The sequence below is a fragment of the Terriglobia bacterium genome, assembly GCA_020072645.1.
In the GTDB taxonomy this organism is placed as follows: Bacteria; Acidobacteriota; Terriglobia; order Terriglobales; family Acidobacteriaceae; genus Angelobacter.
In genome coordinates, this window is record JAIQGK010000016.1 from 96,237 (window position 1) to 110,220 (window position 13,984).

The window sequence follows — 13,984 nt, forward strand, 5'->3', positions numbered from 1 at the left end:
GCAAAGATTTTTCTTTTTCTCGTGACGAGGAATCGCGTCCTCTAAGTGTGCACCGGAATCAGGGCTTGCGGAAACCAAACCTTGGGCGCGAACCAAACTTGATAAGCCGGACGAGCTTTGGCCCGTCCGGCCCTTTTGTTTAGTGTAACAGTGAGAAATGATCCCGGCGATTTTTCTGCCAGCAATCTTCATTCTGCTCAGTGCATTGCGGTTTTTCCTTGCCATAGCTGATGGTCTTGAGCGCGTCAGCACTAATGCCGTCGCGAATCAGCGCCTGCTTGGCCGAGTCAGCGCGGCGCTCACCCAGCGCCAGATTGTACTCGGTGGAACCGCGGTCGTCGCAGTTGCCTTCAATCTGGACCTTCCAGCCCTTCTGCTTGATGATCTGTGCCGCCTGTGCCAATGCCTGTTGTGCGTCGGGACGCAGATCAGCCTTGTCATAATCGAAGTAAATATCCTTTACCATCTGGGCAAAAAGCTGATCGTCAGTGACGGTCGGCGTTGGCGCGGGCGTTGGTGTAGGCGTCGCTTTCGGAGTCACTGAAACCTGCGCCGTGGCTTCCTGCGTTCCCGCAGCGCCCTTCGCGGTCAGATGGTAGGTAGTAGTTTGCGTCGGAGAGACGGTTTGTGATCCGCTGGGATCAACCTTGTTGCCATCAAGAGCAACATCAGTTGCGTTCTCCGTGCTCCAGGTTAGGGTTGAAGACTGCCCAGCTTCAATGGAAGTCGGGTTGGCAGAAAGTGTGGCGCTTACTGCTTTAGGCGGCGGTGGCGGTGGCGGCGCAGGCTGTTTCTTTTTACATCCGCTTGCCACCATCAAAAAAGCCAGCACCCCCAGGACGACGATCCGATTGCTCTTGCTCTTGTTCACCTCATGTCCTCCAAAAAGTAATGCAATTTTCTTATAATGCCTATTTAAAGCTCCAATTGGGCTGGCTATTGCGGCCCTGACGCGTCAACTGCTGCAAGTGCGTGCCGTCCGCCAGAACGCTCCAGATCTGTTCATTGCCCGTGCGGTTAGACTGGAACACAATGTGCCGCCCATCCGGAGACCATGACGGAAAATCATTGCGCCCGCCATCGTGGGTCAATTGTATGATCTGTCGTGATGCGATATCCATAAGATAAATGTCCGAGCCGCCCAGCACTCCGGGGCCGTAATTGCGTACCCAGGCAAACGCCAGCAGCAATCCATTGGGCGACCACGCTGGCGAAACAGCATAGCCCTGGTCGGTCATTCTTTGCACGTTACTACCGTCCGCGTCCATCACGTATATTTGCGGCAATCCGGTGCGTCCACTTACCCAGGCAATCTGGCCATTCGTTTTGGGATTGAACACCGGCGACACATCGCCTTTGCCGGTGCTCAGCCTGCGTGCGCCTGCGCCATTCGCGTCCGCGACAAATATCTCTGACAGCCCGCTATGAATGGTGGATGCAAAAGCGATTTTAGTTCCATCTGAGGCCCATGCGGGAGAAAAATTATCGCCTGCATTCCGTGGGAACGCCACGGTGCGGCCCAGTTCCAGCGAATACATCATGATCTGCCATGAGTCTTTCGCCAGACCGCTGAATGCCAGCCGCGATCCATCCGGTGAAATCCTTGGTGACAGCGCTATTGACCCCAGCTTGGTAATTTGTTTTTGATTCGCCCCGTCATAATCTATCGACCAGATTTCCTTGTTTCCGCTGCGCGTGCTCACAAAATAAATCTGGCTCTCTGCGATCCCCGCAATGCCGCTGCCCAGGCGCGCAATAATCTCATCCGCAAAGCGGTGCGCGATCGTCCGCGCCATGTCCGGCGTTGCATCTTCTTTATATTGCTTGCCCAGGATCTGCGGCGCGCCGGGATTCTTCACGTCATACAGCCAGCCCTGGACGTCGACTTTCCCGTTGTTCACGCCCAGGTTGCCGAACGTAAGCACTCCGGCGTTCGGCGGCGGATCTCCCCACGCTTTCGCTTGCAATTCCGCCGGCTGCCCTGGTGTTTGCGACGGATAAAAACTCTTCGCCACCATGTCAAAAATTCCGGCATTATCCAGATCATTCCACAGCACCTGGTTAAACACCGTGTTCAGCGGCGCGGTCTGCGGATCGCCGTTCGCGGCCTTAAAATCCGGCGCGGCCAGCCGCGGACGTTCCTGGCCCATGTTCAGTTCAATCTTGATTCGGTCCTGAGCGGTCGCGCTCAAAAAGCTGCCGAGCAACATCAAACTGAGAAGCAGTAAGCTCGATTTTCCCGTACCAGTTCTTTTTTCTTTAACCATGAATTCGCCTATTTCGGAGGATAGTCAAACCAGAAATCTACAGTCACGCTGTTGCCTTCCGGCAATTTGCCAAAACTATCAATGCGCTGGATCGCCCTCATAGCAGACTGGTCCAGTGAAGGCACGCCGCTCGACTGCGCCAGATGCACGTTTGCCGGGCTGCCATCGCGCGTAATGTCAAATTCTATAAACGCGCGATGCGGCGCTTTAATGCGCGGATCAATCTCATACGTCAGCCAGTTGGCTTGCACCCTGCGCTTCACGCCGTCAACATACCAGCCATATTTGCCGCCAAAGTCGGCATTTTGGAAGCTGAATCCGCCTTTGTAATTCGCGGTCGTGACTGAGCCAAACGGCCCGCTCACCGGCCCGCCTTCGCCATAAGGCACAGCGGTCTCAGGCGTCGGCACCGGCCTCGGAGGCTGCGTCACATGCGCCTGCTGCACCGGCTTTTCAATCTTCTGAGGCTTAACTTTTCCCTGGATCGGCACTGCATCGTCCGGAGGCTTCTCCACCGGCTTGGCCTGCGGCTGCGTCTGCGTTACGCCCTTGCTCTCATTCGCCACGATGTTGTCTGACTGCTCCGCCTTCGGAATCGGAATCGACGCGCTCACCAGTTGTGCCGTCACGGCGTCGCCCTCCTTGATGCCCCAGTCATTGGCCGTGCTGTGCTGTTGCGCCACGTAGCCCCACACAGCAATGGACAAAACCAGCAGTCCGTGGAATCCCACGGAGAGAAGCACTGGCTTCTTCCATTCCTCGCGTTCATAAAACAGGTTGGCCCTGACGTATGCCATGTTTAGAAATTAGTAATCAGCAATTAGCAACTAGCGCTTAACCAAGAACGTTCCACGTCCCACTTTTTGCCCGACCGTCGTTTTGAACTTGTCCCCAAATCCGCGTTTATCCGTGTTCATCCGCGGTAAGGTTTTGCCTTCCCGATCTGCGTTAATCTGCGCTGATCTGCGGCAAAACTATTTCTTCCCCGGTTGTATCGGCTCGGTCACAATGCTCACGTTCGTGATGCCCGCGGATTTCACCGCGCTCATCACCGTGGCAAACGCGCCAAAAGCCACGTTCTCATCGGCCCGCACATACACTGCCTGTCCCCGTGGATCACGAAACTTTTTGCGCAGCGCGTCGCCAATTTCGTCAAGGCGCACGTGATCGCTGTTCAGGTAAACTTCCTGCCCTTTGGTAATGGTAATCACCAGGCGCTCCTCGGAAATTTCCTTCACCACTTTTGTCTTGGGAACTGAAACTTCAATGCCGGACTGCAGCACCGGCGCGGTGACCATAAAGATGATCAGCAGCACCAGCACCACGTCCACAAACGGCGTCACGTTGATTTCAGAAAGCGACGTTTCCGTGCGCCCGCTCTTGGTGGTAAATGCCATCAGCGTACTCCCGTTGTGACCCCGGTGGTGCGCTCAATAAAGTTCATGATCTCCATGGTGAAATCGTCCATGCGCGCCCCAAATTCGCGCATGCTGTGCGTGAACTGGTTATAGAAGATCACGGCCGGAATGGCGGCAAACAGTCCTGCCGCGGTGGTGATCAGCGCCTCTGAAATTCCCGGCGCAACCGCGCGCAGCGTAGCGGAGCCCTCGCTGCCCAGGCCGTTGAACGCGTCAATAATGCCCCACACCGTGCCAAACAGTCCGATAAATGGTGCCACGGCGCCGGTCGTCGCCAGCCAGGGCAGCTTGCGTTCCAGCCGCGTCAGCTCCTCAGAAGAAGCAATCTGCGCCGCCCTCTGCACAGCATTAATATTGCCATCGCCCTGCCGCCGAAACTCGTCATAAGCGTTGTCAAAGACGGCCACTAGCGGGCTGGGCTTGAACTGCTCAGAGACGGCGGCAATGTCCTGCAGGCGCTGCGCCTTGCGGAACGCCCGCAAAAAGCGTCCGCTCTGTGCGCGCGCCCGCTTGATGGCGCCCCACTTGGTAAGAATGATGGACCATGACAAGATGCTGAATATCAGCAGGATAATAAGGACCACCTGCGCCACGGCCCCGGTCTGCCGTATCAGGTTAAAAATCTCTCCGCCAACAAACGACGCCAAAATGGGAGCCAGGACAGGTGCTGCGCCGGGCGCGACGCCGGACCCAGGAATGCTAGCAACTACTCCGCCGGCGATGGACGCGAACAGGGGGAATTGTAGATTTATCATTGCAAAGTCAACCGCCTCTATCAGTTAACTCTTGACCGTAACACCTGCGGCTGCTCACGTCAAACGGGTGAATACATTGGCTAAACAGGGTTAGATATGGGTTAGAACCCGGTGGGATGGGGAATGTTTCACGGGAACAGCTTGCTGGTTAGTTCCTTTTCAGTTTCTGGAATCCATGGCTTGTCTTCCTCTAAACTGGGTTATACTCTGCCAACTTTGCTCCAAACGGGGAACGTATGGCCGCCACAGTCCAGGGAAGCGCTACCGCTGTAAAACAAGAGGAATCTTCAACATGTCCAACATGCGGTGAAACCATCACGCAGGAATTCTGCCCTGCCTGCGGTGAGCATAGTTTTGATCGGAACACTTTCTCCTTCAAACATTTTGCTCAGCACTTCGTGCATGAGCTGTTCGAAATGGACTCCAGGGCCTTGCGAACCTTTCGTTACCTGCTCACCAAGCCGGGGTTTGTTACCGCCGAATATCTCGCCGGCAAGAGATCCAGGTATGTAAATCCCCTTCGGCTCTTTTTGTTTACCTTTGCCTTGATGATGTTGGTGTTATTGTTTCATTCTCCCTTCGACCTTCGGCCTGCGATGGCCGGTGACCAGACGGGGGTTATGCATAGGTTTGTCGCGAAGATGGCGGCCCAGAAAGGTGTTTCAGAAGAGGTCCTTCTTGATCGCGTGAATGAACGCATTGTTTTTTATTATGAACGGGCAGAGCTCATCAATGTGCTGGCGATGACTTGCCTGCTCGCGGTCCTCTACCGTAAGCAGAAGTGGTATTTCGCCGAGCATGCCGTCACAGCTCTTTATTTCTTGTCATTTACATTCCTGCTGACCATTGTGAAATGGCCATTCTGGATGGCCGCAGGTGCGCCTATCCGGGGTTTCTGGGAGAATCTCCTGACACTACTCTTTCTTGCCATCAGTCTTCCGTACTTGTGGGTGACCTTACGGAAGCTCCATGGTGAGGGTAAACGGAAAACCACGGTCAAGACGCTTGTGGCCTACGGCGGGACTCAGCTTGCGATTATCGTGACCACCACGATCAGCGTCGTGCTCGCCTTGTTACAGACCCGCTTTGGGCATTAGATCATTGATATTTCCAAATCGCACCCGCGAATCCAGGGCACGGTCGCGTTTAGTGTGCGCGCAATCCTGCAAGATATGCCTCTCGTAAAGTATGAAAAGCAAAGATCAGCGCAGCAATAATCCCAAGGACCAACAACCAAAAAACTGGTTTGGTCTTCATCGTCGTTTTCCAGTCCATTAGGTAATCTCCGTGGGAGCACCAAAGATCGTAGCATATATTCATCGCTCCTCATCGTCCCCGCTTCTTTGTTCGTACTGGATTTTTGTCGCATGGCAAATACAAGCGAGGGGCAAAGAGCAAACTAGAAATGATAGATGCCTATGTTCCTTCCTGCATAAGACTGCATGAAAGAAGTTCCGGCATATTACGCGTTCGCAGGCGTTCAAATTGTTAAAAGATAGGTTGGGTAAATCACTTCTTCACATCATTCCTTACCACTTGGCTACGCAGCATCACGAACTGGACTTTTTCCAGCAACGTAACGTCAGTCAGGGGATCGTCGGGCGAGGGGCCTCAAGAAGACAAGAGTGTTAAGAACGTTCGTCGCGAATCTCGCAAATGAGACGAACAAATCACCAAACCAATTCGCGTCTTTCGCGTCCATTCGCGGCTAAAAGGTTTTATCTGCGTCTATCTGCGCAAATCTGCGGCCTCTGCCCCGTTCCCCGCATCGATTCGGCTGGGTAACTCCCCTCACTCCCTTCTCCTTCCCCAAACCCTCAACGTGCTCAACTCAATCACCTCCACCGGACACTCCGGCCAGTTATGCACCCAGCAAACAATCAGGTCGCACCCGCTGGGCAGGTGGCCGTGACGCAGGAAATTCCGGCTCTCTTTTTCAAACTCAATCTTCACTAGCTGCCAGCGTTGATCGTCGATCTTCCGCATTGCCTCGCAATCGGGAAACGGCTCCTGGATTCGCATCACCACAAAACCAAGGTCCCATGACACCATGCCGAACAGGTACACCACTCCCATCTCGTTGGACGGGCCAAAAGCCATGCCCATGTCCATCATCGGCGGCCCGTAAACCGGACGGTCGGTCAGAATCTTGCCCGTTCCCGGCGGCCCACCGGTCGTCATGGAGGTCGAAGTTGCCAGCCACGTCCCCTCGCCGGTCGCCTTCGCTATGTCCAGCACGTCAGCCCACTCGCCGGGTAGGCGCGCGTGCCGTTCCGCATACGCTACCATGGCTTGCGGCACCTGACGCCATCCCTTGAATCGGCTCACCAGCGGCTTGGAACTATATGCGCTCTCTCGCTCGTACTCAAAAATCGTGGGCAGCTTTCCTGTTTTGCGCACCACTCCCGCCCAGTCTTCAAACAAATCTTCCAGCGGCGTCGGCGCGCCCCGCGGAGGCTCCATGCCGCATGCCCGCACCGCCATTCCGTAATTGCCAAACAATTTGCGGATCGTGCGCGTGGATACGTGCACTCGTTCGGTTAACTCACCCAGACTTGGCGTGCGCCCCAGTTCCTGTGCGCACTTACGGATAGCAGCGATGATCTCTTCCTTTTGCACAATTCACCTCGCATAAAAAAGGCCACCCGTTTTTGGGTGGCCCGATTCAGAATTTGTTTTGCTCGAACTCTCTTGTCCCGCGATACAAGTGTCAGGGCACGGCTTCAGCCGTGCCGTAAGCGATCAAAATGATTGGGCTTTAGCCCCTGAGATAAAAACGCAGATTGGCCCCGTGTCATGCGGCGTGAGCCAGAATGCCTGGAGAATTATTCTCTGGGAGATGCTTGCGGCGCGAAGGAAGCCCTCGCCCGGGTCCTGCCTTGCTTGAAGTTCTTTAGGGATCAGATCGATGAACGCAGCTCAAACACAAAAGCTAATTCCAAATCAATAATTGCTCAAACCCTCTCGTCCCGCGATGCAAGTGTCAGGGCACGGCTTCAGCCGTGCCGTAAGCGATTCAAAATGATTGGGCTTTAGCCCCTGAGATAAAAACGCAGATTGGCCCATGTCATGCGGCGTGAGCCAGAATGCCTGGAGAATTCCATTCTCTGGAAATGCTTGCGGCGCGAAGGAAGCCCTCGCCTGGGTCCTGCCTTGCTTGAAGTTCTTTAGGGTCTAGATCGATGAACGCAGCTCAGACACAAAAGTTAATTCCAAATCAGTAATTGCTCGAACCTTCTTGTCCCGCGATACAAGTGTCAGGGCACGGCTTCAGCCGTGCCGTAAGCGATTCAAAATGATTGGGCTTTAGCCCCTGAGATAAAAACGCAGATTGGCCCCGTGTCATGCGGCGTGAGCCAGAATGCCTGGAGAATTATTCTCTGGAAATGCTTGCGGCGCGAAGGAGTCCTCGCCCGGGTCTTGCCTTGCTTGAAGTTCTTTAGGGGCTAGATCGATGAACGCAGCTCAAACACAAAAGCCAATTGCCAACTGCTAATTGCTTATCTGCTTTTTCGCGTCGCCCTCTCCCCCTCGACATGCCATCCCGAATCCCGAGGTCGAGCCTTTGGTGAGACCGCAGCGGGTGAGGGATCGGCTCCGCTGCCGCCTCGCGTGAGCCAAGAATGACTAGTGGTTTTAGTCTTGGAAACGCGACTGAGCGAAGGAAGCCATCGCTGCGTCTTCCCTTGCTTGAAATTTTTCAGGGATCAGATCGATGAACGCAGCTCAAACACAAAGGCTAATTGCCAGTTGCTAATTGCTAGCTGCTTCTTCGCACACTCCCGCGACCTATCCGGTGGCGATGTGTTGCGCAAGAATGCAGCCCTTTTCAGGGACACACTCTAGTCCACGGAGGCCGCGGTAACTGGGACCCAAACGGTAGGCCACAGACCACAGAGTTGCAGGCCTTTTTGGGTTTCCCCGCGCAATTGAGTGTTTGCCCAACTGCGGTCATTTCCGGCGCCGCTCCCGTCAATGTCACCCTCACTTTAGACGAAAATGAAACGAAAGTCAAATACTATTTTTTATCTTTGCGCCGCCAGATTTTGATCTGGCCGTCTCAGCGGTTTCAACCAGACGGCAAATCCTCTATAATTCGCGCTTCAGAATGAGTGAAACCACAAACCTGAACGCCACAGAAGCCTCGGCTCCCGCAGCCCCCTCAGGCGCTATGGACATCAACCAGATCCAGGCAATCCTGCCTCATCGCTACCCGTTTCTGCTGATTGACCGGGTACTGGAAATAGAGCGCAAGAAGCGGATTGTGGCCATCAAGAATGTGACCATCAATGAGCCATTTTTTGCCGGCCATTTCCCCGGCTTCCCCATCATGCCCGGCGTGCTGATCGTGGAAGCCATGGCCCAGGCCGGCGGCGCCATGCTGCTTAAAGAAGTTGAAGACCGCAGCGATAAATTGATTGTCTTCACCGGCATAGAGAAGGCGCGCTTTCGCCGTCCAGTGGTGCCGGGCGACCAGCTTCGGATTGAGGTGGTGATGCTGAGCTGGAAAGAAGGCGCGTCACGCATTGCCGTACGCATGGAAGGCAAGGCGTTTGTGAATGGCAAAGTAGTCTGTGATGGCACCGTAAGCGCGCAACTGGTATCGCTCAAGCGCGGGCAGACAGGCACGGAATCTCCGGCTGAAGCAACAGAATGACCCATCCCACAGCATTGATAGATTCCCAGGCGCAGGTGCATTCAACCTGCACGATAGGGCCGTATTGCGTGGTGGGCGCGGGCGTGGAACTGGGTGAGCAGTGCGAACTGATGTCGCACGTGGCTATCCATGGGCCAACGAAGATTGGCTCGCAGAACCGATTCTTTTCTTTCTGCGCGATTGGTGGCGAGCCGCAGGACCTGACTTATAAAGGTGAAGAAACCCGGCTGGAAATCGGCAACCACAACGTTTTCCGTGAATACGTAACCGTCAATCGGGGCACAACCAAGGGTGGCGGCTTGACGAAGATCGGCAGTCATACGCTGTTGATGGCGTATGCACATGTGGGCCATGACTCCGTGATTGGCGATCATGCCATGCTGGTAAATGCTGCCACGCTCGCCGGACACGTCACCGTGGAAGAGTGGGCTGTCGTGGGCGCGCTGTGTGCAGTGCATCAATTCACCAGGATCGGGGCGCACTCTTACATTGGCGGAGGCACCATTATTACCAAGGACGTGCTGCCCTTTGCCAAGTGCGCCACGCCGCGCGAAGTGAAAACTTATGGCCTGAATTCAGTGGGGTTGCAACGCCGGGGGTTCAGTGAAGAGCGCATTCAAAAGATCCATCATGCGTTTCGAGTGTTGCTGAACTCCAAGCTGAACACCTCGCAGGCGGTGGAGAAATTGAGGTCGGAAGCTGATCGCAGCGAAGACGTGGATATGCTGATTCGATTTATAGAAGACTCAGAACGCGGCGTTATCAAATAAGAAAAAGACTTTCAGGCTGCCCGTACTGACCCGCCCTTTGTGGCTGGATTGGGTTCATTCGTAAGTCCAGTATCGGGCTCCATTGTCAGCCGCAGTTCCGCCGGTGCAGATTTTGCAGATGGGGCCTCTTCCGGCGCAGATGCTTCACGCTTCTCCGATACAACATTTTCTTCAGCGCCACGCATTAAAGCATCGGCATAACCTAAATAATGGCGGACGTAGCTTTGCTCTTCAGGGCTCAAATCAGGGTCCACGCGGTCCATCAAGACCTCGTTCTCTGACGTCATGCCGGGGATTTTGTATCGGCCATGGCGCTTCTTGAACGGGACAAGGTTCTTGCTTCTGAGCTGGTCTGGAATTATCCGCATGTTTACTCTCTGGTTATGATGCTGGCAGCGCGGGTTAGGTGAGCTTACTACTGAAGAATTAAAGGCAATTGATACACTGATCCAAATGATTGAGGGCCAAAAACTCGGGCTCATTGCAGGAAATGGCAGTTTTCCTTTGCTGCTGCTGGATGCGGCCCGCGCTCAGGGCGCTCAGGTAGTGGTGGCCGCCATCAAGGAAGAAACTTCTCCTCTCATTGAGAGCCGCGGCGCCGCCACGGTTCACTGGATGTCACTGGGCGAGTTGAGCAAGCTGATTGACTTCTTCAAGCGTGAAGGCGTGAGCACCGCGATCATGGCCGGCCAGGTCAAGCACAAGCAGATATTCTCCTCCATACGGCCGGACTGGCGGCTGGCCAAGGTGCTTTTGTCCCTGGGCACGCGCAACACGGACTCTTTGATCGGCGCGGTAGCCAAGGTGCTGGAAGATGAAGGCATTCACCTGATCAGTTCCACCTCCTATCTTGAGCCACTGCTGGCGCGACCGGGAGTACTCACGCGCCGCCAGCCAAGTGAAGCCGAGCAGAAAGATATCGAGTATGGCCGACAGGTGGCGCGCCAACTGGCCCAGTACGATATTGGCCAGACAGTCGTAATTGCGCAGGCTGCCTGCGTGGCCCTGGAAGCGATGGAAGGCACCGACGCGACGATCATCCGGGCCGGCGAGCTGATGAAGAGCGCTGCTGTGGACGGCGACTCCATGCTAAGCCGTAAGCTGACCGTCGTAAAAGTCGCCAAGCCAAATCAGGACATGCGCTTTGACGTGCCGGTGATCGGATTGAAAACGATTGAGACCATGGCGCAAGTCGGCGCAACGTGCCTGGCGATCGATGCAGGGAAGTGCCTCTTCTTGGATGGAGAGAAGATCGTTCAGGCGGCGGATGAGGCGGGGATCGCGGTGGCGGCTGGAGAAGGTTGATTCACCGCAAAGGCTCTGGCCTGTAGATAGCCGACAAATGCTGTTAAGGACAAAATGCTTATCTCTGTCGTCCTGAGGCTTTGTTGCGGGCTTTGGGGCTGGCATCAGCGATAGTCTAGCGACACCTCAGGCTCAAGAACTTTTATTTTGCGACGATTTGTTATTTCGATAGCGTCGCCATGCTGCACGTGAAAAAGAAGCAATTTCTATGCACATTTTCATAAACCCTTGTGGCTTGTCTTTTTTCTTGGCAGCAGGTGGCGAACTTTTCTTTGCGGTAGTGGTGCCAACTGATAACGTAGGGACATTAGTTCCCGATTCCGACACGGAAGGGGTATTTGCCTTTTGTGCCGGGTTGAGTACGGTTGTCAGCTTCGAGGCTAGGCGTGAATTGAGTTTGTTTGGATCTATATGGCCCGCGGAGATGGCATTTTGTAATGACATCTCCACATCCGATTGAAAGAATGGCACTCTCCTAGCCTCATCAAAGATAGCGATAACAAGCAAAAGAGCCTTCTTCGCTGACAATTCGACAATATCGCGGTGCCAGCGATTAGCGTCGCGGTCCGCTGTATTGCCATTTGTCGGTGTCATCTTTAGCCCAAGATTTGCGACGACCGTCTCATCGAATACTAGGAAATAGAAAGTCGTGATCATTTCATGGGTGCCAGCCAGCGCGGTCATTACGCGTTTCAGATTGGAATCGTCTGGCTCGATACTCCATACTGATAGCTTGTTCTCATTGATGCGTAAGTCTTGCAGGCAGTCGCCAGGAACGTCGCCCATTTCGAGATATGGCGGTCGTGGGCCCTTTAACCAACGCTCTCTTTTGATTTTGACGAGCAGGCGCGACACGCTTCTTTCTCTAGTCTATCGAGAGAGCCATTCAATGAGAGTGAGCATATCTGCTCGCAACTCATCGGATGTCTCTCTATCGAGCGCCTTTCTGAGATAGGGCAGTGAACTGGTATCCCGAAGCGATGCCAGGCCTACAATTGCGCCATCTCGAATCGCAGGGGCAGAGGAAAACAGGCCATTGGCTAGAAGGAGTACCCGAGATTCCCGAGGCAATGCTTGAGTTTGTCCCAGCCATCTCATAGCCTCACCCCATACAGAGGGCGCGAGATTCTCAGCTTCAAGCAAGCGTGTAAGAATTTTGCTTGCGCTATCACGATTAGAAATGGCGAGCATTTCCAACTCCCTCGCAAAATCGCTTTCTACACCATCCTCAAAATATTCGTCGCTGTTTCGTTGGAACGCTGCTTCGAATTTTGTCTCTACACGCGGATTCACTGTCAGAGCAGTGCTGCTTATTGCTTTAGCCTGAGGAAGAGCATTGAGATAGCCCGTCAGGTTTCCGAAAGAGGTTTCAGCGGGCTCCTGAAACAGTTGGTCGCCCAAGTAGGACATGTGGGTTTTTCCTGACCCATACCCAAAACTTAGTGTAGCGGGCTTCCAACCCGATGGGCTTCCGAACAAGGTTTCAACGGATTCCTGACGTAATCCGGCATTCAGGCAGAACAATTGTGTTTTTCCTGAACCATGCTCAAGGTTTAGTACGGACGGCTCCCAACCTGTTCGTAAACTAAGTGTTGTTTGTGCTATTGCTTCTTCAAACTCGCCGCCGTAAAACAAAGGAGCATTATCTATCGAGTTAGGTAGGGCGCCGATAACCGCATATACCTGTTTCGTGTTGGAAAATGCGACATTTGTTTTCGCCGCCATTCCTGTATCGATCAATGTAACTCTATCTACCCCTGAAACATTGCCACAGTATGTTTCATTGTAAGGGAATCTGTCTGACCAAAGATAGGCTTTGAGACCATCAGGAAGTCCCGCAGTCGTTGAAGTACTCATAGCCTATCTCCATTGGACACCAAGTTGGACGTTAAGTCCCGCAGTTCCATGAGAAGCTTGGTTAAATTCGCGTGGTCAAACGGGGATATGTTCGCCCCATCCGTATTCACATCCAACTCCATACGACAGGTAAATAATCTGGGACCGCCGTATTGTTGAAAAGCTACCTTGGCCAAATCCAATCTGACGCCAACAAACATTGTTGCTGTCCACTTGCCAAGTCGATTGATTTTTAATCCTGGAACGATCTTGGATTGTGTCGGTCGATTGATCTGGTAAAGAATATCCTCAGAATTGTGGGTGTCAATCTGAACAGCAGGAAGCAACTTTGACAAGAGAGTATAGGCCTCAACTCTATCGTTCGCTGGTTGGTGAACAGTTGCGCCATAGCCTAAGCGAATGATTGGTGGGGCGGACGCTAACCACTTGAGCATCAATTCGCTAAATGTCGATGTCGTTTCTGCAAATCGACCAACGAACCTAAGCTCGTTCTCCTGTTGCGGGATGAGAAGCCAATCGACGCGCCCTGGCTGGATGGACAGAACCAAATTTCCTTCACCACATGGACCAGTATCTTGCGACTCACCTCGACCTGGTTTTGAAGTCCTCGACTCAGGCTCTGCTCCGGTCAGTTCTGCCCACCAATTCTGTTGAGCAATGGTCTCCGCAGGGGCGAGGAACGCGGTTAGGCGAAGAGACTCAGTGCTGAGGGTCTGAGTTCCTTCAATAGTGCTAGCTTGCTGTTGTTGCATGTGTGAAGGGTGTGCTTTATAAGGCGCGAACGACGTTATTATCTCACATTTTGATAACAAAATAAATGAATACGAGTCGCTGGGCATGCCGTTGGTAACAATCCAAATACAATCCGTTTCGCCCGTTTAACATCGACCACCCGCATAAAGCTGCGATTCTCTGATGGCTAACTCATTGAATTTACGGTTTTAGTTGAGTTCGA

At 53.7% G+C, this 13,984-nt stretch carries 14 protein-coding genes; 4 read left to right on the plus strand and 10 right to left on the minus strand.

Features of this window, described 5'->3' with window-relative positions; genetic code table 11:
* Window positions 1–139: 139 nt before the first annotated feature.
* From pal to LAO76_22165, 5 genes are all read right to left on the minus strand, one after another.
* Window positions 140–817, minus strand: a complete 678-nt coding sequence (gene pal, locus LAO76_22145) for a peptidoglycan-associated lipoprotein Pal (protein ID MBZ5493629.1) — start codon at window positions 815–817, stop codon at window positions 140–142.
* A 94-nt stretch (window positions 818–911) separates the two neighbouring features.
* Entirely contained in the window at window positions 912–2,267 is a 1,356-nt protein-coding gene (locus tag LAO76_22150; protein ID MBZ5493630.1) for a translocation protein TolB, read from the minus strand.
* 8 nt (window positions 2,268–2,275) lie between these two features.
* On the minus strand, window positions 2,276–3,064 hold the full coding sequence (locus LAO76_22155) for a TonB family protein (protein MBZ5493631.1): 789 nt from the start codon (window positions 3,062–3,064) through the stop codon (window positions 2,276–2,278).
* Between the two features lie 177 nt (window positions 3,065–3,241).
* Window positions 3,242–3,664 (minus strand): biopolymer transporter ExbD, encoded by a 423-nt coding sequence (locus LAO76_22160; GenBank protein MBZ5493632.1) that lies wholly within the window; start codon window positions 3,662–3,664, stop codon window positions 3,242–3,244.
* Window positions 3,664–4,440 (minus strand): MotA/TolQ/ExbB proton channel family protein, encoded by a 777-nt coding sequence (locus LAO76_22165; protein MBZ5493633.1) that lies wholly within the window; start codon window positions 4,438–4,440, stop codon window positions 3,664–3,666. The genes LAO76_22160 and LAO76_22165 overlap by 1 nt, the downstream gene beginning before the upstream one ends.
* Window positions 4,441–4,676: 236 nt before the next feature.
* Here LAO76_22165 and LAO76_22170 point away from each other — a divergent pair, with 236 nt between their 5' ends.
* Window positions 4,677–5,537 carry a DUF3667 domain-containing protein gene (locus LAO76_22170; protein ID MBZ5493634.1) on the plus strand — a complete coding sequence of 287 codons (861 nt, stop codon included), beginning with the start codon at window positions 4,677–4,679 and terminating at the stop codon, window positions 5,535–5,537.
* 694 nt (window positions 5,538–6,231) lie between these two features.
* Here the strand turns inward: LAO76_22170 and LAO76_22175 are convergent.
* On the minus strand, window positions 6,232–7,059 hold the full coding sequence (locus LAO76_22175; GenBank protein ID MBZ5493635.1) for a hypothetical protein: 828 nt from the start codon (window positions 7,057–7,059) through the stop codon (window positions 6,232–6,234).
* A gap of 1,489 nt (window positions 7,060–8,548) precedes the next feature.
* On the opposite strand from LAO76_22175, the gene fabZ reads away from it, so the two are divergent.
* Together fabZ and lpxA are read left to right on the plus strand one after the other, a co-directional pair.
* On the plus strand, window positions 8,549–9,097 hold the full coding sequence (fabZ, locus tag LAO76_22180; protein MBZ5493636.1) for a 3-hydroxyacyl-ACP dehydratase FabZ: 549 nt from the start codon (window positions 8,549–8,551) through the stop codon (window positions 9,095–9,097).
* On the plus strand, window positions 9,094–9,867 hold the full coding sequence (gene lpxA, locus LAO76_22185) for an acyl-ACP--UDP-N-acetylglucosamine O-acyltransferase (protein ID MBZ5493637.1): 774 nt from the start codon (window positions 9,094–9,096) through the stop codon (window positions 9,865–9,867). The genes fabZ and lpxA overlap by 4 nt, the downstream gene beginning before the upstream one ends.
* Before the next feature lie 11 nt (window positions 9,868–9,878).
* On the opposite strand, the gene LAO76_22190 is transcribed toward lpxA, so the two are convergent.
* Window positions 9,879–10,235 carry a hypothetical protein gene (locus LAO76_22190; protein ID MBZ5493638.1) on the minus strand — a complete coding sequence of 119 codons (357 nt, stop codon included), beginning with the start codon at window positions 10,233–10,235 and terminating at the stop codon, window positions 9,879–9,881.
* 85 nt (window positions 10,236–10,320) lie between these two features.
* Here LAO76_22190 and lpxI point away from each other — a divergent pair, with 85 nt between their 5' ends.
* Window positions 10,321–11,172 (plus strand): UDP-2,3-diacylglucosamine diphosphatase LpxI, encoded by an 852-nt coding sequence (lpxI, locus tag LAO76_22195; GenBank protein MBZ5493639.1) that lies wholly within the window; start codon window positions 10,321–10,323, stop codon window positions 11,170–11,172.
* Window positions 11,173–11,304: 132 nt separating this feature from the next.
* Here the strand turns inward: lpxI and LAO76_22200 are convergent, their stop codons facing one another.
* Genes LAO76_22200 through LAO76_22210 form a run of 3 tightly spaced genes read right to left on the minus strand, consistent with a single transcriptional unit; the run spans window position 11,305 to window position 13,868 of the window.
* A complete protein-coding gene (locus tag LAO76_22200) occupies window positions 11,305–12,027 on the minus strand; it encodes a hypothetical protein (protein MBZ5493640.1) in 723 nt (240 codons plus the stop codon).
* A gap of 15 nt (window positions 12,028–12,042) precedes the next feature.
* Window positions 12,043–13,029, minus strand: coding sequence for a hypothetical protein (locus LAO76_22205; GenBank protein MBZ5493641.1), 987 nt, complete (start codon window positions 13,027–13,029; stop codon window positions 12,043–12,045).
* Window positions 13,026–13,868 carry a hypothetical protein gene (locus LAO76_22210; GenBank protein MBZ5493642.1) on the minus strand — a complete coding sequence of 281 codons (843 nt, stop codon included), beginning with the start codon at window positions 13,866–13,868 and terminating at the stop codon, window positions 13,026–13,028. Before LAO76_22210 ends, LAO76_22205 begins: the two co-directional genes overlap by 4 nt.
* Window positions 13,869–13,984 lie beyond the last annotated feature (116 nt).